General features: G+C 60.1%; 15 protein-coding genes. All 15 read left to right on the top strand.

From position 1 onward, the window contains the following. The first annotated feature begins 130 nt into the window (after nucleotides 1-130). The 15 genes from IDH44_RS10510 (at nucleotide 131) to IDH44_RS10580 (ending at nucleotide 18,355) form a co-directional block, all read left to right on the top strand. Nucleotides 131-2,200 (top strand): bifunctional aldolase/short-chain dehydrogenase, encoded by a 2,070-nt coding sequence (locus IDH44_RS10510; protein ID WP_190917403.1) that lies wholly within the window; start codon nucleotides 131-133, stop codon nucleotides 2,198-2,200. 13 nt (nucleotides 2,201-2,213) lie between these two features. Then, nucleotides 2,214-2,585 (top strand): sensory rhodopsin transducer, encoded by a 372-nt coding sequence (locus tag IDH44_RS10515; protein WP_190917404.1) that lies wholly within the window; start codon nucleotides 2,214-2,216, stop codon nucleotides 2,583-2,585. A gap of 34 nt (nucleotides 2,586-2,619) precedes the next feature. Then, nucleotides 2,620-3,840, top strand: coding sequence for an L-rhamnose isomerase (gene rhaI / locus IDH44_RS10520; RefSeq protein WP_190917406.1), 1,221 nt, complete (start codon nucleotides 2,620-2,622; stop codon nucleotides 3,838-3,840). After that, nucleotides 3,837-5,306, top strand: coding sequence for a rhamnulokinase (locus tag IDH44_RS10525; protein ID WP_190917408.1), 1,470 nt, complete (start codon nucleotides 3,837-3,839; stop codon nucleotides 5,304-5,306). The genes rhaI and IDH44_RS10525 overlap by 4 nt, the downstream gene beginning before the upstream one ends. A gap of 876 nt (nucleotides 5,307-6,182) precedes the next feature. Further along, entirely contained in the window at nucleotides 6,183-6,941 is a 759-nt protein-coding gene (locus IDH44_RS10530) for a DeoR/GlpR family DNA-binding transcription regulator (protein WP_190917410.1), read from the top strand. A gap of 271 nt (nucleotides 6,942-7,212) precedes the next feature. After that, nucleotides 7,213-7,941 carry a (Fe-S)-binding protein gene (locus tag IDH44_RS10535; protein WP_190917412.1) on the top strand — a complete coding sequence of 243 codons (729 nt, stop codon included), beginning with the start codon at nucleotides 7,213-7,215 and terminating at the stop codon, nucleotides 7,939-7,941. Next, nucleotides 7,938-9,467 (top strand): LutB/LldF family L-lactate oxidation iron-sulfur protein, encoded by a 1,530-nt coding sequence (locus IDH44_RS10540; protein WP_190917414.1) that lies wholly within the window; start codon nucleotides 7,938-7,940, stop codon nucleotides 9,465-9,467. The genes IDH44_RS10535 and IDH44_RS10540 overlap by 4 nt, the downstream gene beginning before the upstream one ends. Then, nucleotides 9,460-10,191, top strand: coding sequence for a LutC/YkgG family protein (locus IDH44_RS10545; protein ID WP_190917416.1), 732 nt, complete (start codon nucleotides 9,460-9,462; stop codon nucleotides 10,189-10,191). Before IDH44_RS10540 ends, IDH44_RS10545 begins: the two co-directional genes overlap by 8 nt. Nucleotides 10,192-10,198: 7 nt before the next feature. Beyond that, complete coding sequence (locus IDH44_RS10550; protein ID WP_190917418.1) at nucleotides 10,199-10,906, top strand: FadR/GntR family transcriptional regulator; 708 nt, start codon at nucleotides 10,199-10,201, stop codon at nucleotides 10,904-10,906. A 335-nt stretch (nucleotides 10,907-11,241) separates the two neighbouring features. After that, complete coding sequence (locus IDH44_RS10555) at nucleotides 11,242-12,009, top strand: sugar phosphate isomerase/epimerase family protein (protein WP_190917420.1); 768 nt, start codon at nucleotides 11,242-11,244, stop codon at nucleotides 12,007-12,009. A gap of 267 nt (nucleotides 12,010-12,276) precedes the next feature. Then, on the top strand, nucleotides 12,277-13,224 hold the full coding sequence (locus IDH44_RS10560; protein WP_317890158.1) for an ABC transporter permease: 948 nt from the start codon (nucleotides 12,277-12,279) through the stop codon (nucleotides 13,222-13,224). Between the two features lie 52 nt (nucleotides 13,225-13,276). Beyond that, on the top strand, nucleotides 13,277-14,146 hold the full coding sequence (locus tag IDH44_RS10565) for a carbohydrate ABC transporter permease (RefSeq protein ID WP_190917422.1): 870 nt from the start codon (nucleotides 13,277-13,279) through the stop codon (nucleotides 14,144-14,146). Between the two features lie 34 nt (nucleotides 14,147-14,180). Next, on the top strand, nucleotides 14,181-15,704 hold the full coding sequence (locus IDH44_RS10570) for an extracellular solute-binding protein (RefSeq protein ID WP_190917424.1): 1,524 nt from the start codon (nucleotides 14,181-14,183) through the stop codon (nucleotides 15,702-15,704). Nucleotides 15,705-15,800: 96 nt separating this feature from the next. Beyond that, nucleotides 15,801-16,556 carry a response regulator transcription factor gene (locus IDH44_RS10575; protein WP_190917426.1) on the top strand — a complete coding sequence of 252 codons (756 nt, stop codon included), beginning with the start codon at nucleotides 15,801-15,803 and terminating at the stop codon, nucleotides 16,554-16,556. 17 nt (nucleotides 16,557-16,573) lie between these two features. Continuing rightward, nucleotides 16,574-18,355, top strand: a complete 1,782-nt coding sequence (locus IDH44_RS10580; protein WP_190917428.1) for a sensor histidine kinase — start codon at nucleotides 16,574-16,576, stop codon at nucleotides 18,353-18,355. The last annotated feature ends 17 nt before the right edge of the window (nucleotides 18,356-18,372 follow it).

An 18,372-nucleotide genomic window follows, 5' to 3' on the forward strand; every position in this document is an offset into this window, starting at 1 on the left:
GTGCCTGTATCGGCATGCTTGTTTTTGTTTTTGTTCGAAATAAAGGTATTCAAACAAAAACAAAAGTGATATACTCCGTATAAACAAAAGAAATTCAAACACTTTATTCTACTGCTACGGAGGTAATCAAATGGTACAAAGCTTGTGGGACAACTCCGCCGCCGAGGCGCTCTCCGGCGGTCTGGACGAGCTCGTCTACCGCTCGAACATCATCGGCGCCGATCGCCGCGTCTGCAACTGGGGCGGCGGCAACACGTCGAGCAAGACGATCGTGCAGGATTTTCGCGGTCGCGACGTCGAAGTGATGTATGTCAAGGGCAGCGGCTCCGATCTGGCGACGATGAAAGCGGGCAACTTCACCGGATTGCGCATGGACGACATTCGGCCGCTGATCGAGCGAGGCGAGATGCCCGACGAGGAAATGGTCGCGTATCTGGCGCATTGCATGATCGACGCCAAGCATCCGCGCGCCTCGATCGAGACGCTGCTGCATGCGTTCCTGCCGTTCAAGCATGTCGATCATACGCATCCCGATGCGATCATCAGCCTGTGCTGCGCCGACAACGGCAAGGAGCTGGCAAAAGAGATCTTCGGCGATCGCTTCGTCTGGGTGCCGTATGTGCGTCCGGGCTTCACGCTGTCCAAGATGATCGCCGAGGGCGTCAAGGCGAATCCGAACGCGGAGCTCGTATTGATGGAGAAGCACGGCCTCGTCACCTGGGGCGACACGTCAGAGGCCTGCTACGCGCAGACGATCAAGATCATCAACGAGGCGGAGAGCTACATTGAAGCGCGCGTCGACGAGGCGAGCCTGTTCGGCGGCACGAAGCACGAGCCGCTGGCGCCCGAGCTGCGCCGCAGCATCGCCGCGCAGGTGATGCCGCTCGTGCGCGGCGCGGTATCGGACGAGAAGAAGATGATCCTCACCTTCGACGACGAGGACGACGTGCTCCAGTTCGTCGGCGGGCGCACCTCGCCGGAGCTGTCGCAGGTCGGCGCGGCCTGTCCGGATCACCTCGTGCATACGAAGGTCGTGCCGCTGTTCATCGACTGGACGCCGGTTACCGACGACGTGGAAGGGCTGAAAGCGAAGCTGCAGGAGGGCATCTCGGCCTACAAGCTGAAGTATGCGGAATACTTCGAGCGCAACCGCAGCATCGGCGACGTGATGTTCGAGGCGGCGCCGCGCGTCATCCTCATCCCCGGCATCGGCATGATCAACACCGGCAAGAGCCATGCGAACGCGCAGGTGAGCGGCGCGCTGTACCATCGCGCGATCGCGGTCATGCGCGGCGCGACGACGCTCGGCAGCTTCGTCTCGCTGAGCGAGAACGAGTCGTATAATGTGGAATACTGGCCGCTCGAGCTGTACAAGCTGTCGCTCGCGCCGGCCGAGACCGAATTCTCCCGCAAGGTCGCGCTGATCACCGGCGGCGCCGGCGGCATCGGCAGCGAGACGGCGCGCTGCCTCGTCTCCGAAGGCGCGCATGTCGTGCTGGCCGACCTCAATCTAGAGGGCGCACAGAAGGTCGCGGGCGAGATCAACGGCGAGTACGGCGCGAATCGCGCACTGGCGGTCAAGATGGACGTCACCAAGGAAGACGACATCGCCGCGGCTTACGCCCAGACGGCCCTCACCTACGGCGGCGTCGACATCCTGGTCAACAATGCCGGTCTGGCCACCTCGAGCCCGTTCGAAGAGACGTCGCTCAAGGAATGGAATCTGAATATGAACGTGCTCGGCACCGGCTACTTCCTCGTCGCCCGCGAGGCGTTCAAGCTGATGAAGGAGCAGGCAATCGGCGGCAGCATGGTATTCATCGGCTCCAAGAACTCGATCTACGCCGGCAAGAATGCCAGCGCCTACAGCGCGGCGAAGGCGCTCGAGGCCCATCTGGCGCGCTGCATCGCGGCCGAGGGCGGCGAGCTCGGCATCCGCGTCAACACGATCCTGCCCGACGCGATCCTGCAGGGCTCGGCGATCTGGAATTCGAATTGGCGCAACGAGCGGGCCGCGGCCTACGGCATCGAGCCGGATCAGCTCGAGGAACATTACCGCAAGCGGACGACGCTGCTGGTCAACATCTACCCGCGGGACATCGCCGAAGGCATCGCCTTCTTCGCCTCGTCCAAGGCGGAGAAGACGACGGGCTGCATGCTGACCATCGACGGCGGCGTGCCGGCGGCGTTCACGCGCTAGGGAGGGACGACGCATGGCGGCAGGCAAGGGAGAGAAGCACTGGATCATTCCGGACGGGTATATCCCCGAGATCAGCTCGGGCGTGCTGGAGAGCCACGAATCGATCTGCGTGCTCAATGCGGGCCGCGAGGACGCGCTCCTGACGATCACGATCTTCTACGAAGATCGTGATCCGCTGGAGGAGATCGCCGTCTTCGTGCCCGCGCGCCGGACGAAGCATATCCGCACCAAGGAGCTGCAGGCGGGCGGCGTCGCGATTCCGCACGGCGTGCCGTACGCGATCGAGGTCGTCAGCGACGTCCCGGTCGTCGTGCAGTACAGCCGGCTCGACGCGACGCAGGCTGAGAACGCTTTAATGACGACGATGGGCTATCCGTTGAAATAGGCTGGATTCATTTATCCGACAGGAGGGTGTCACGATGAGCGACAAGGCATATGCATTATTCGAGGAACAGCAGCAGGCGCGGGGGATCGATCTGGGCTGGGTGAAGCAGCAGCTGTCCAAGCTGAAGATTGAAACGCCGTCCTGGGGCTACGGCGATTCGGGAACGCGCTTCAAGGTATTCCAGAAGACCGGCGTGCCGCGCAATCCGTTCGAGAAGTTCGAGGATGCGGCGCAGGTGCACAAGTATACCGGACTCGCGCCGTCGGTCGCAATCCACATCCCGTGGGACAAGGTGGACGACTACGGCAAGCTGCGCAGCCACGCGGAGGGCCTGGGCCTGGCGATCGGCGCAGTCAATCCGAACCTGTTCCAGGAGGAGGAGTATGAGCTCGGCAGCGTCACCAACGCCGACGCCGCGATCCGCCGCAAGGCGACCGATCATCTGCTGGAATGCGTCGATATCGCCAAGGCGACCGGCTCGCGCGAGCTGAGCCTGTGGTTCGCCGACGGCACCAACTACCCCGGCCAGGGCGACATTCGCCAGCGCAAGGCGTGGATGCAGGAGGCGCTGACCGAGATGTACAAGGCGATGACGCCCGAGATGCGCATGCTGATCGAGTACAAGTTCTTCGAGCCGGCCTTCTATCATACCGATCTGGCGGACTGGGGCATGGCGTACAATCTGGCGCAGAAGCTCGGCCCGCAAGCCGAGGTGCTCGTCGATACGGGCCACCACGCACAGGGCACCAACATCGAGCACATCGTCGCCTATCTGATCGACGAGCAGCGGCTCGGCGGCTTCCACTTCAACAGCCGCAAGTACGCGGACGACGATCTGATCGTCGGCTCGGTCAACCCGTACGAGCTGTTCCTGATCTTCTATCAGATCATCGGCGCGGGACTGGATCAGGATGCGGGCGTGCGCCGCACGGTCGAGGATATCGCCTACATGATCGACCAGTCGCACAACATCGAGCAGAAGATCCCGGCGATGATTCGCTCCGTGCTCAACGTGCAGACGCAGTACGCCAAGGCGCTGCTCATCAACCATGAGGAAGTCGCCGAGGCGCAGCGCCGGGCCGACGTGCTGGGCGCCGAGGATGCGGTGCGCAAGGCGTTCGAATTCGACGTGACGCCGCTGCTGCATGCGCTGCGCGAGGAGCAGGGGCTGCCGCTCGATCCGATGAAGGCGTACCTGGACACTAGCTACGGCAAGGACATCCTGGTGCGGGGCAAAGGCGGAGCGAGCTGGTGATCGCGCTCGCATACGACCTGGGGGCGAGCAGCGGACGCGCGCTGCTCGGCCGCCTCTCCGGCAACCGGATCGAGGTGGAGGAGATTCACCGCTTCCCCAACGATCCGGTGCAGGCCGGCGGACGGCTGTACTGGGACATCCTGCGACTGTACCACGAGATCAAGCAGGGGCTGCTGGCGGCCAAGCACCGCGGCGCGCTGCCGCAGACGCTGGCGATCGACTCCTGGGCGGTCGACTTCGGCCTGCTCGGACGCAGCGGCGAGCTGCTGGCCAATCCGTACCACTACCGCGACGCGCACACTGAAGGCGTGATGGAGCGGGTGTTCGAGACGGTGCCGCGCGCGGACATCTTCGCCCGCACGGGCATTCAGTTCCTGCCGTTCAACACGATCTACCAGCTCGCAGCGTTGAAGGCGGCCAGAGCGCCGCAGCTGGACGCGGCCGAGCACTTCCTGATGATCCCCGATCTGCTGCGCTACTTCCTGACGGGGGAGCGGGCTAGCGAATTCTCCAACGCCACGACGACGCAGCTGTACAATCCGCTCGCCGGCGACTGGGATGGGGAGCTGCTGACGCGGCTCGGCCTGGAGCGGCGCTGGTTCGGCAAGGTATTGCAGCCCGGCGAACGGGCAGGCAGGCTGCAGCCGTCTGTCTGCGAGGAGCTGGGGGTGCCGGCGATCGAGGTCGTGGCGGCGGCGGAGCACGACACCGGCTCGGCGGTCGTAGCGGTGCCGGCGCGGCAGCGGCCGTTCGCCTATCTGAGCTGCGGCACGTGGTCGCTGATGGGTACCGAGACCGAGCAGCCGGTGATGGGGGAGCAGGCGCTGGCGCTCAACTTTACCAACGAAGGCGGCTACGGCGGCACGTATCGGCTGCTCAAAAACATCATGGGGCTGTGGATCCTGCAGGAGACGCGCCGGGAATGGGAGAAGCAGGGCCAGTCCTACGGCTTCCCCGAGCTGGTGGCGCTGGCGGAGCAGTCGCCGGCCTTCGGCGTCTGGATCGACCCGGACGACGCGGCGTTCCTGGCGCCGGGCGACATGACGCCGCGCATTCGCGATTATTGCGCGCGGACCGGGCAGCGGGCGCCGCAGACGCCGGGCGAATTCGTGCGTTGCATTATGGAGAGCCTTGCCTTAAAATACCGCTATGTGCTCGAAATGACGGAGCGGCTCTCGGCGCAGCGCTTCGAGGGGCTGCACATGGTCGGCGGCGGCATCCAGAACACGCTGCTGTGCCGCTGGACGGCGAGCGCGATCGGCAAGCCGGTGTGGGCCGGTCCGGCCGAGGGCAGCGCGATCGGCAACCTCGCGGTGCAGTGGATCGCCCAGGGCGCGTTCGCCGACATCTGGGAGGCGCGCGCGGCTATTGCCGACTCGTTCCCGGTGACGACGTACGAGCCGCGGGACGGGGCCGCCTGGAACGAGGCCTACGGCCGCTTCCGCGAGCTGGCGGGGCTAGGCTGAGGCCGAGCCAGACGAGGCGGCGAATCGGGGTTCCCGCAGACCGAGAGCGATGAGGCGAATCGGGGAGCCTGCGAGGTGCCCTGGCTGAGCATGGACAGCATGTGGAGCGTGAGGCCGGGCGGGATGAGGCCGCGGAGCAGGAAGCGGGAGGCTGAGCGAGCTGGGGCGGCGAGGCGCCCACAGATCAGGCGAATCGGGGAATCGGCGAGTCCGGGAGCCTGGTAGACCGGGCGAGATCCGGGAGAACGGGCGGGATGAGGTCGCGAAGCAGGAAGCGGGAGGCTGAGCGAGTTAGCATGTAGAGCGGGATGCCTGTAGACCGAGCGAGCTGAAGCGGGGAGGCGGGGTGCCCGTAAGACCGAGCGAGCCTGAGGCGGAGAAGCGGGGTGCCAATAGGCCGAAGAAATCGTGACGTCACCGCGCCCGCATCCCATCCAACGGAAGGCGAACTGCAAAAGTACAGTTGGGACGTCGCATTTTCATGGAATGGGAGAAACGAACTGTAAAAGTACAGTTATTTTTTCAATATATCGAGCTTTTTGACGAAAAAGCGCGATTTAAACTGTACTTTTGCAGTTGATGGACCCAAATTGGCGGATCGCGCTGATTTTAACTGTACTTTTACAGTTCGCATTAGCGCCACCGCGCCACCGGCAACCACACTAGGGTCGCAGCCCGCAGCCCGCAGGCACGCAGCTGCATGCGTGTGCGACTCAGCACGCGGCACGCAGCTGCATTTGCTAGCGACTGCGGCAACGTGGAGGAAGCCGCACTGCTGGCTTGCATGTCGGTGAGGAGCGACTATGCGGCATGACGTGACACAAGTTGAGACGCCGCCGGGTGCAATTGAACGTACAAGGAATGGGGGATGGCCGGATGTTGGTCGCAGAACGATATGAGCGCATCGTGCAGCTCGTCAACGATAGAGGCAGCATCCGGGTATCCGAGCTGAGCGAGATCTGCGGGGTGACGGAGGAGACGATCCGGCGCGATCTGGACCGGCTGGAGCAGGCGGGGCGGCTGCGGCGCTCGCACGGCGGTGCAGTCAGCGTCCGGGAGCAGCAGCCGGAGATTCCGTATCTGGAGCGGGAGATCACGCACGCGGAGCAAAAAATGCGGATTGCGGACGAGGCGATATCGCGCATCGCGCCGAAGGATCGCATCCTGCTCGACGCGAGCACGACGGCCTGGTACATGGCGGCGCGGCTGCCGGATATGCCGCTGACCGTGCTGACCAATTCGATCCGTGTCGCCACGGAACTGAGCGCCAAGGAACGGATCGAGGTCATCTCCACCGGCGGCCAGCTGGCGCGCCGTTCGCTGTCCTACGTCGGCCCGCTCGCCGAGCGCTCGCTGGAGAGCTATCATGTGCACAAGCTGTTCCTCTCCTGCAAGGGCGTTCATCTGGAGCGCGGAATCAGCGAGTCCAACGAACTGCAAGCGCGTCTCAAGCAGCGCATGATCGGCATGGCCGACGAGGTGCTGCTGCTCGCCGACGGCAGCAAGTTCGGGGTGCAGGCGTTCACCCATGTGGCGGATCTGACGGAGGTCGACACCATTGTCACCGATAGCGGGATCGCGCCTGATCTGCTACGCGAGCTGCGGGAGCGAGGACTGGACGTGACGGCAGTGTAGGAGGCTGGGCCGCGATGGCTGTTCCTCCAAGCCGTTGCCTCGCTTTTCCTGCTTTGTCGTAACAGGCCCGGCCTCACCCGACGACCCTTGCGGTGGCGCGTCAAAGCGTTACGCGCATGCATTCCCTTCCGGCTCGCGCCTATGCAAGCGCAATTTTTTTCTTCAAACTTGTCTGACAACCTGATATAATACACGTAAGCGATTCTGCGAAAAGGAGAAACGTATACGCGAGATCATTTACTTTCTATCATTTGAAAGAAGAGGTGCGACGATGAAGGTATCGTTATTCATCACATGCTTGAGCGACGCCATCTACCCGCGGGTCGGCGAAGCGATGGTGCGGCTGCTCGCCAAGTACGGCGTGCAGCTGGATTTCCCCAATGTGCAGACGTGCTGCGGCCAGCCCGCGTTCAACAGCGGCTACTGGGACGAGGCGCGCGCCACGGCGCGCACGATCATCGACGCGTTCGAGGACAGCGACTTCGTGATCTCGCCGTCGGGTTCGTGCACGTACATGATCCACCATTACGCCGACCTGTTCAAGGACGATCCGGCGATGCTGGAGCGGGCGCAGCGGCTGCAGGCCAAGGCGTACGAATTCACCCAGTTCCTCGTGCAGGTGCTGGGCGTCAGCGACGTCGGCGCGGTGTTCAATCACAAGGTAACGTATCATCCGTCCTGTCACGGCAGCCGGCTGCTCGGCGTCAAGGACGAGCCGATGCAACTGCTGCAGGGCGTCGAGGGGCTGGAGTTCGTGCCGCTGCCGTTCGCGGAGGACTGCTGCGGCTTCGGCGGCACGTTCGCGGTCAAGATGGCGGACATCTCCGGGGCGATGGTGAGCGAGAAGGTCGATCATATCAAGGAAACGGACGCAGAGGTGCTGGTCGGGCTGGACATGGCCTGCCTGATGAACATCGCCGGCAATCTGCGCTACCGCGGCGAGCCGGTGCGCGTCATGCACCTGGCCGAACTGCTATACGAAGGGGTGACGCAGCGATGAGCCACGCATCGACGGCTACGAAGCCAAAGACGGTCAAGGCCCGCGCCGATCTGGCGCTCAACGACGAATTCCTGCGCAAGGCGGTCAAGTTCACGACCGAGCGGCTGCGACTGGGCAAGAAAAATGCCTCCGAGGAGCACGGCAACTGGGATGACTGGCGCGAGCGCGGTCGCCAGATCCGGCTGCACACGATCGCCCATCTGGATTATTACTTGAATCTGTTCGTGGACAATGCGCGTGCGAACGGCGTGCATGTGCACTTCGCGGACACGGCGGACGAGGCGGTGAAGCTGTCGCTCGCGATCGCCGAGCGCAAGGCGGCCAAGTCGGTCGTCAAGTCGAAGTCGATGGTCACCGAGGAGCTGCATCTCAACCATGCGCTCGAAGGCATCGGCGTCGAGGCGGTGGAGACCGACCTGGGCGAATATATCATACAATTGGCGGGCGAGACGCCCTCGCATATCATCATCCCCGCGATTCACAAGAATCGCTATCAGATCGCCGAGCTGCTGTCCAAGGAAGCGGGCGAGACGCTCGAGCCAGACACGCAGGTGCTGGCGGGCTTCGTGCGCAAGAAGCTGCGCGAGAAATTCCTGGAGGCGGACATCGGCATGACCGGCTGCAACTTCGCGATCGCCGAGACCGGCTCGATGGTGCTCTTCGAGAACGAGGGCAACGGCCGCATGGTGTCGACGGTGCCGAAGACGCAGATCACGCTGATGGGCATGGAGCGGATCATCCCGTCCTTCGAGGACCTCGAGGTGATGGCGACGCTGCTGCCGCGCTCGGCCACCGGGCAGAAGCTGACCGTCTACATGTCCGGCATCACCGGACCGCGGCGCGAGGTGGACGGCGACGGCCCCGAGGAGATGCACATCATCATCGTCGACAACGGGCGCTCGCTCCAGCTCGGCGATCCGGAGTTCCAGGAGCTGCTCAATTGCATTCGCTGCGGCGCCTGTCTCAATGCCTGCCCGGTATACCGCCATATCGGCGGCCATGCCTACGGCGGCACGTACAGCGGTCCGATCGGCGCGGTGCTGACGCCGGCGCTCAACAAGAACGTCGGCGAGTGGGACGACATCGCCAATGCGTCGAGCCTATGCGGGGCATGCTACGAGGCCTGTCCGGTGAAGATTCCGCTGCATGACATGCTCGTCTATCTGCGCCGCCGCAAGGTCGAGCGCGGCCACGGCAACCGCGCCGAGGGGATGGGCATGAAGGGCTTCGCCGCGGTCGCGGGCAATTCGGGCCGTATGGCGCGGGCGCTCAAGCTCGGCAAGCTCGGGCAAAAGCTGGTCGCGCGCGACGGCGGCATCCGGCTCAAAATTGGCCCGCTCAAGGGCTGGAACAGCTACCGCGTCACGCCGGAGCTGCCGAAGCAGTCGTTCCGCGACACGTGGAAGACGCTGGAGGGCGAGCTGCGCGGCGGCTTGCAGGAGATGGACGAGGCGACCAGGGATCGGATGGCGAGAATTGTACAGGAACGCGGCCAGGGCGGCAAAGGAGGCGGGCATCATGGCTAATTCGCGCGAGCACGAGGCGTGGCTGCAGGAGCTGGAAGCGGCCTCACGGGTCAAGCAGCGCACCTTCATGGACGGCATCGCCGGCAAGCTGAAGCGGCCGCGCGTCACGGAGGCGCCGGCTCACCCGTATCGGGGCGCGCCGGACTTCTGGCGGGAGATGGAGTGGGACGAGGAGGAGCGCGTACAGCGCTTCACCGACAACTTCAAGAGCGTCGGCGGCCATGTCGTGCGGCTCGCCGGCATGGAGGAGGCGAGTCGCTTCATCGCGGACAAGGCGCAGGAGATGAGCGCGCATTATATCCTGCGGCAGCAGGAGTCGGAGCTCGATGCGCTCGGACTGGAAGCGGCGCTGCCGGAGGCGCAGGTCTCGGTGTGGAACAGCGACCCGGATACGGACTGGAAGGCGCGCGCCGCCGAGGCCGACTTCGGCGTCGTGCTGGCCGACTATGCGGTCGCCTACACCGGCTCGATCACGGTGCTGTCCGCGGCGGGCAAGGGGCGCACGGTCAGCCTGCTGCCGACGGTGCTGATGGCGATCATCCCGGTGGAGCGGCTGCGGACGCGGCTCGGCGAGGTGCTGACGGGCTTCGACCAGGCCGAGCGCGAGCAGCTGCCGGCTGGCATCCACTTCATCTCCGGGCCGAGCCGCTCGGCCGATATCGAGAACGATCTGACGATCGGCGTGCACGGACCGGGCATCGTCTACGCGATCCTCGTCGGGTAGCCGGGCGATGGAGATTACGAAGCTCACCAAGCGCAATCATTACGAGGCGATCACCGAGCAGCTCGCGCGGCTGATCACCGAAGGGAGATTCAAGGTCGGCGACAGGCTGCCCTCGACCAAGGCGATGTCCGAGCAATTCGGCGTGGGACGCTCGACGACCCGCGAGGCGCTGAGCGCGCTCAAGGCGATGGGCCTGATCGAGATCCGCCAGGGCGGCGGCTGCCGCGTCGTCAGCCAGACGCCGCGCGACCCGGCCTTGCCGGGCCTGGAGGCGCTGCGGCTCAATCAGACGCAGCTGCTGGAGCTGCTCGAGGCGCGCCAGGCGCTGGAAGTGTCCAATGCGTCGATTGCGGCGCGCAAGCGCACCGACGCCGATCTGGCGGAGCTGGACGGGCTGCTCGCCGAGATGGAGGATGCGATCGGCGACGACATCGAGGGCGAGCGTACCGACCTCGCCTTCCACCAGCTGCTGGCGCGGGCGACGCACAATGCGATTATGGTCCAGCTGCTTGATACGATCCTGGCGCAGATGGAGATGGCGATCCGCGAGATCCGGCGCGTGGAGCTGTACGCCAGCCGCGCGATTGCCGAGCAGCTGTACCGCGATCATCTGGCGATTGCGGAGGCGGTGCGCACCGGCGACCGGGAGGCGGCGGCCGCGAGCATGCGCCGCCATCTCGAGCGCGTCGAAGGCATCCTACGTAAATATATATAGAAGTGTGGTGAAAAAGTGCCAGAGTGACCGAAATTGCGTTGGAGAAAAGCATATGCTTTCGAAGTTGCAGAACGTTTCAGCGTCTGCCATTTTGCTCCTCGATTTCTCCCGATAAATAGGATAATTCAAGAAATCGAGGAGGTACAATGTTTCGAAGAAACATCGCTACGGGAGCATGCGGAAACGCATTTCGGACACGTCGGCATTACTTTTTCATCACACTTCTGGCGAACCACAGTCAAGTATTCGCCCGTATACCGCACTGACAGAGAAGCGGGCGAGGACTTGGCATGGTATAATGAGGATCAAATTGTGCATGTTTAGGAGGGGCTTGGATGAAGCTTTCAACAATTGGCGCGCAATTGTACACCGTGCGCGAGTTCACGAAGACACCGGAAGACCTGAAGGAAACGTTCCGCAAGATTAAAGATATCGGCTATACGACGGTGCAACTGTCCGCCATCGGCCCGATGGATCCGGAACAAGTGAAGGCGCTTGCAGACGAGGCCGGCCTGTCGATCTGCGCGACGCATATTCCGTTCAATCGGCTGCAGGATGAGCTGGATCAGGTGATTGCCGAGCATAAGCTGTGGGACTGCAAGTATGTCGGGCTGGGCTCGATTCCTCCCGATTATCGCAACGCCGGCGCGGCCGGGTATGCCAAATTCGCCGCAGACACGGCGGGATTCACGAAAAAGCTGCATGAGAACGGGCTTCAATTTGTGTATCACAATCATAAATTCGAATTCGAAAAATTCGATAACGGACGCCTCGGCATGGACATCCTGATCGAGGATACGGACCCGGCTCATTTCGGCCTCGAGCTCGACTTGTATTGGGTGCATGCGGGCGGCGCCGATCCGTCCGAATGGGTGCGCAAGGCGTCCGGCCGTCTGCCGGTCGTGCATCTGAAGGACATGGCGATCGTGAACAACGAGCAGGTATTCGCGGAGATCGGCGAAGGCAACCTGAACTATCGCACGATCGTCGATGCCTGCCGCGCCAGCGGCGTCGAGTGGTACGTCGTCGAGCAGGACGTCTGCCGCCGCGATCCGTTCGAGAGCCTGGCGATCAGCTTCCGCAATCTGAAGGAGCTTGTGTAAAAGAAAGATTCGCTTGTCTGCGAAAAGCAGACCCCCTACGCTGCACGGTGTGAAAAACGCCGTGTGGCGTTTTTTTGTTTTGATTTGCACCGCGTTTACTGACCGTCGGGAACTCCGCTTAATATTACCCGAAATTGTGATGTTACCGTGTACCTTTATCGCGCGAAGCGTTCTATAATGGGATACAGCAATCATTTGTAAGTGCTTACAATAGTGATGCTCAGACAATCAAGCACCATGATTCAGACAGGCGAAGGAGGAGTGGAAGTGGACGCACCGGCTGTGAGCGGTACCGGGAAGCGCAGCGGAGCGAAAAGAAGAGTCAAGGATCTGCTGCTGGATTATCAGCTCTATCTCATGCTGATGCCTGCGTTGGCCGTTTTGCTAGTCTTCAAGTATATCCCCATTTACGGCGCGTTAATTGCGTTTAAGGATTATAACCTGGTTGAAGGCGTTTTCGGAAGCGAGTGGGTGGGACTCAAGCATTTTCACGATTTGTTTCAATCCGACAAGTTTTATGAAGTATTTGTCAATACGCTGTTGATCAATTTGTACAAGCTGGTCTTCCAGTTCCCGATTCCGATCATACTGGCGCTATTGATTAATGAAGTCCGAAGCACGTTTTTTAAACGGTTCAGCCAGAGTGTGACCTATTTGCCGCATTTCCTGTCCTGGGTCATTGTCAGCGCCGTTTTTGCGAACCTGCTGTCGCCGACAGGCGGCATCGTGAACGAACTGCTGGGCTACTTCGGCATCGACCCGATCATGTTCATGAGCGACGAGCGATTTTTCCGCACCGTGCTGGTCGTGTCCTCCGCATTCCGCGAGAGCGGGTGGAGCTCCATTATTTATCTGGCGGCGATCATGGCCATCGATACCCAACTGTATGAGGCGGCGCGCATCGACGGGGCGGGCAAGCTGCGCCAGATCTGGCATATTACGCTGCCCGGCATACGCAGTGTCATCGTGTTCATCATTATGCTCCGGCTCGGAGCGGCGCTGGCCAACGATCTGGAGCAGGTGCTGATGTTCTATAGTCCGATGGTCTATCGCGTAGGCGACGTCCTCGGGACCTACGTCTATCGCGTCGGGTTGGGACAGATGAAATACAGCTTCAGCACGGCCGTCAATCTGTTCCAGTCCGTCATCGGCTTTGTCCTGATCATCGTGGCCAATACGATCAGCAAGCGATACGGAGACCGCGGATTATGGTGACGGGCTGGCAGCGAACCGTGACGATCGTCGCGGCAGGAAGGAGGAAGTTCCGTTGAAATTAAAAACGAGCGGCGAGAAGGTATTCGATGTCGTGAATGTGGGGCTGCTCAGCTTCATCATCGTGATCTGCCTGCTGCCTCTCCTGAACATCGCCGCGAAGTCGTTCAGCAGCGACGCATACGTGCTGGCGGGGGAAGTGTTCATCTGGCCCAAGGGATTCAGCGTCAATGCGTACGAAATCGTGCTGGGGAGCCGGCGATTCTGGGATTCCTTCGGCAATACGGTATTTATTACGATCGTCGGCACGGCTTTAAATACGTTTTTAACGATTCTTGCCGGTTATGCGCTTTCCAGGAAGCGGCTCAAAGGACAGCGGCTCTTTATGTTCCTGTTTATTTTCACCATGCTGTTTAATGGAGGCATTATTCCGACCTATCTGGTGGTCAAGGAAGTCGGCTTGCTGAATTCCTTGTGGGCGCTCATCATACCGGGGCTGGTGGCGCCGTTCAACATGATTATCATGCGGTTGTATTTCTTCAACATTCCGGACAGCATGGAGGAGTCGGCCAAGATAGACGGCGCTTCCCATTTCCGTATTTTATTTTCGATCATGATCCCGCTTGCCATGCCTTCGATCGCTACGATTTCCTTGTTTTATGCGGTTGAATACTGGAACAATTATTTCGAAGCACTGATCTATATTACCAATCACGAGCGCTTTCCCCTTCAGGTCTTCCTGAGAGAGATGATTAGCAACGCTTCCAGCGCGGACATCAACAATATGGACTTGATGATGAACACCGCCCAGGAGTCGGTGCGCGGGGCGACCGTTGTAGCGGCTACAGTACCGATCCTGCTCGTCTATCCGTTCCTGCAGAAGTACTTCGTCAAGGGCGCCATGCTCGGCGCCGTGAAGCAATAACGAATCCTTACACCATAACCGGGAGGTCATACAAATGAAAGAAAACAGATGGATGAAAGCAAAGAGCGGTCTGCTTGTCCTGCTGGCGGCGATGCTGATTGCGGGCTGTAGCGGGGGCGGGAGCCCGTCCGAGGGCGCGAATGCGGGCGAATCCGGCCAGGATAGAACCGCGCAAAGCGAAGACGGGACGAAGCTGCGGGTGTATGTGCCGTCGAATGTGGAGGAATTCCCGGCGGGCACGAATCTGAACCATAACGAAATCGCTGCCTATATCGCGGAGCAGACAGGCTTCGATATCGAGTGGGAACTGCAGCCGAAGGAGAATCCCGATCAAAAAATCAACATTATGATGGCGTCCGGGGAAACACCGGATCTGATTATCACGCCGAGCAAGGATATCTATGCGAACCTCGCGCAGCAAGGTCTGCTGGCGCCGCTCGGCGAAGCGCTGGAGCAGCATGGGCCTCGCATCATGGAGAGCGTGCCGGAAGAGACGTGGCAGGCGGTCACCTACGACAATCAAATTTACGCGATCGGCGTTCCGCAGAACCAGAAATCCACATTCGGGATGCTGGTTCGGACCGATATTCTGGAAGAGCTGGACATTGCGATTCCGAAGACACTCGAGGAGTACGACACTGCCATGCGTCAAATCCACGACAAGAAACCGGATCTGATTCCTTACGTCGGCGGAGCCGCTAATAATAACGGCAATGCGTTCGGCTACATCGAGAGTTTCGCGGGCGCGTTCGGACTGGGCGCAGAATATGTTGTGGAAGACGGTGAGGTTGTGCATACGTACACGCAGCCTTACGCCAAGGACTTCCTCGCTTATATGCGGGAATTGTACGCCGACGGGATCCTTGGCCGCGAATATCCGGTGAACAAAAGTGCCAACATTCAGGAAAAGATGATCAGCGGTCAAGCCGTGATGACCACGGCCGGATGGGTGGATGCAAAAGTCATTACGGAAGCGCTCCAAGAGAAGCAGCCGGACGCAAAGCTGGAGCTGATTCATCCGCCTGTCGGCGCGGACGGTCAATTCGGCTACGAGCAGAGGACGCCTGTACGTGTCTACATGATCGTACCGAGAGCAAGCGCAAAGGTGAACGAGGTCGTGAAATTTATTAATGCCTATATGGCTGAGGACGTGCTGAAGGTCGTATCGTACGGCTGGGAAGGCGAGCATTACACGGTGAAGGACGGCGCCATTGTAGCCGAGCCTGCGGCCGAGGACATTCGGTACCGCATCTATTATCAGTTGTGGGATTCCGAGGAGAACTTCGTGAATCGGGTGACGTTAAAAGGCTTTGGCCCGTATTACTTCCCGCTGACCGAATTCCCGACCTACACCAATATTGTGCAATACGCGCCACCGATCGCGACCGTCGAGGAGAATGCGCAGACGCTGACGGATTTACGGAATGAGTATTTTATCAAAATCATTTCCGGAGCATTGCCGCTGGAGGCCTTCGACGAATACGTGTCCAAGTGGGAAAGTCTTGGAGGAAAAGAATCGCTGGAGGAAATAAGGTCCTGGTACGCTACCGTTCAGTAACAAGCGATCATGAAACTTCTAGTCATGGTATAATGAATGTCGTGGCAAACGCTTTCAATAATCGCACGACGGAGCAGCGGCTGGAGGGAACAAGGCATGATATCCATGATCCTGGTAGACGATGAGGAAATTATCCGGGAAGGCTTGCGGGATTGCGTCGATTGGGCAAGTGTGGGCATTACAATATGCGGCGAGGCTTCGGATGGCAAAGAAGCGTTGCAAAAAATAAAGGAATTGCGGCCGGATATCCTGCTTACCGATGTTGTCATGCCTGGCATGAACGGCATCGAACTGATCCAGGCCATCCGGACGGAGGCGATTCCGGTGGCGATTATCGTCCTGAGCGCATTTGAGAATTTCCAATATATTCAATCCGCGCTCAGGCACGATGCAGCCGATTATCTCGTCAAGCCGTTCAACGAGACGGAGCTGGCGCTGGTGATGAACAAGGTCGTGCAGCAGGTGAAGCGCAACCAGCTGATTTCGGAATACATTCCGGAGCATGCCCTGCTCCCCGAAACGGGTTCGCGCGATCAACGCATTTCGCAAGACATCGCCAGGCTGATCGAGGATCGATACGCCGAGAAGCTGACGGTGCAGGACATTGCCGGCGAGATTTCGCTCTCCAGCAATCATATGATGAACATCTTCAAGAAGGAGACGGGAGAGACGGTCGGGGACTATATGACAAAGGTTCGGATGCGTCACGCGAAGCGGATGCTGCGGGATCCGCTCGTCAAAATTTACGAGATTGCGGAGGGCGTCGGCTACGCAGACCCCAATTATTTCGCCAAAGCATTCAAAAAATATACCGGCCTCAGTCCGAAAGACTATCGGGACGGACATCTGTGAGAATGGGCGGAAGGAGGGTGCGCCTGACGTTTCGCCGCAAGCTCGTATTGTCTTATCTCGCGCTGGTCGTATTGTCTACGGCATTGATCGGCATCTTCTCTTACCTCAACGCGACAAGGATCGTTGAAGAGCAAATCAGCGTCACGTACAAGCAGGCGCTGCATCAGGCCAACATCAATATTGTATATCGGCTCCGGGAAGTGGAAAACGTCTCGGAGCTGATCCTGATGGACACACGCTTGCAAGAAGTTCTGAAGCGGGAGCAGCAGGGGTACAGCTTGCAGCAAAGAGAGCAGATGCTGGACGATTATTACGCGCTCATGGATGTCATCACCAACCTCGAGAGCAATCGGAATATTTTTCGGATCCGACTGTTCGTGTCGGGAGATGCCTTGTACGCAAGGGAACATAATAATATCTTCAATATGAGGGAGCTGGATGAGGTTCTGCGCCAGCAGCAGTTGCAGCAGCAGCGAGAGATGTTGTGGAAGAGCACGTATGAGCAGGAATACTTGCCGATGCATCGCCTGCAGGTGCTGTCTTTGTTTCGCTCGATTTACGATTTCAAAAGCTTGACCTCCAGGCTGGGTATCGTCGCTATCGATGTCAGAGAGGACACGCTGCGCGAGGTCATTGAAAGCGTCAATTTCAGCAGGAATGGGGCCATCTACGTCTATAACGGCAAGCAGCGGATCACCTCCCTCGCTTCGTCCTCCCTGGCTTCCTATCCCGAGGATGAGATGATGCGTCAATTGCTGACGGTGGATCGCGCCGCCAGGATGCCGATTCTGAACGTGGGTGGCGAGGATTATTTTACGATCTTCCAGCCGATCGATTATAACGGCTGGGAGATCGCGGCGCTGGTGCCCGTAGACGAAATCCGGGGGATGAGCGATGTCATCGGTCAGTATACCGGCCTTATCGGGCTGCTGGTGGTCGCGATCGCCATCCTGCCGGTCATTCTGCTCTCGAACCGGTTGACGCGCGGTCTTCGTTCGTTGGTTCATCATATGCAGGAGGTCAAGCAGGGACATTACGGCACGCTTGTGCCCGTGACGGGCAATGATGAAATTTCCGGCCTGCAAGCCCAGTACAACAGCATGCTTCTGCGTATTCGAGAGCTGGTGGACACGGTTTATCGTATGGAGATTCGCAAGCAGGCCGCTGAGCTGATCGCGCTTGAGTCGCAGATCAAGCCCCACTTCCTCTACAATACGCTGGACACGCTGAAGTGGATGGGCATGAAAATCAAAGCGGAGCGGATCGTGCTGCTCGTCGACGCGCTGTCCAAGTTTTTTCGGCTCGGCTTAAATCGCGGCAGGGAATTGACGACGCTGGTGGGCGAGCTGAATCATGTTCAGGCGTTCATGAATATTCAGGATATCCGCTATGCCGGCAAGCTGAACTATTATTGCGAGGTGGACAGCGATGTCCTGAGCGTGCCGATCATGAAGCTGATTCTCCAGCCGATCGTCGAGAATGCCGTGCTGCACGGCATTCAGCAGAAGGAAGATCACGCGGGAACCGTGATCGTGCGCGTGGGCATCGCAGACAAGCAGCTTATTTTTGACGTCATCGACGATGGGGTAGGCATGTCCGCCGAGCAGGCGAGAGTGCTCCTGCAGGAAGGCCGGGGACGGGGATACGGCGCCAAAAATGTGCATCAGCGCATCCGGCTGTATTATGGCGAGCCATACGGAGCGGAATGCTATAGCCGGCAAGGCATCGGCACATTAATACGCATCCGTCTGCCCTTGGATGTCGCAGCCCGGCACGAGATGGACAGGATCAAGCTGTAATACGCAACAAGCGACAG

The sequence above is a fragment of the Paenibacillus sabuli genome, assembly GCF_014705605.1.
GTDB classification, from domain to species: Bacteria; Bacillota; Bacilli; order Paenibacillales; family Paenibacillaceae; genus Paenibacillus_D; species Paenibacillus_D sabuli.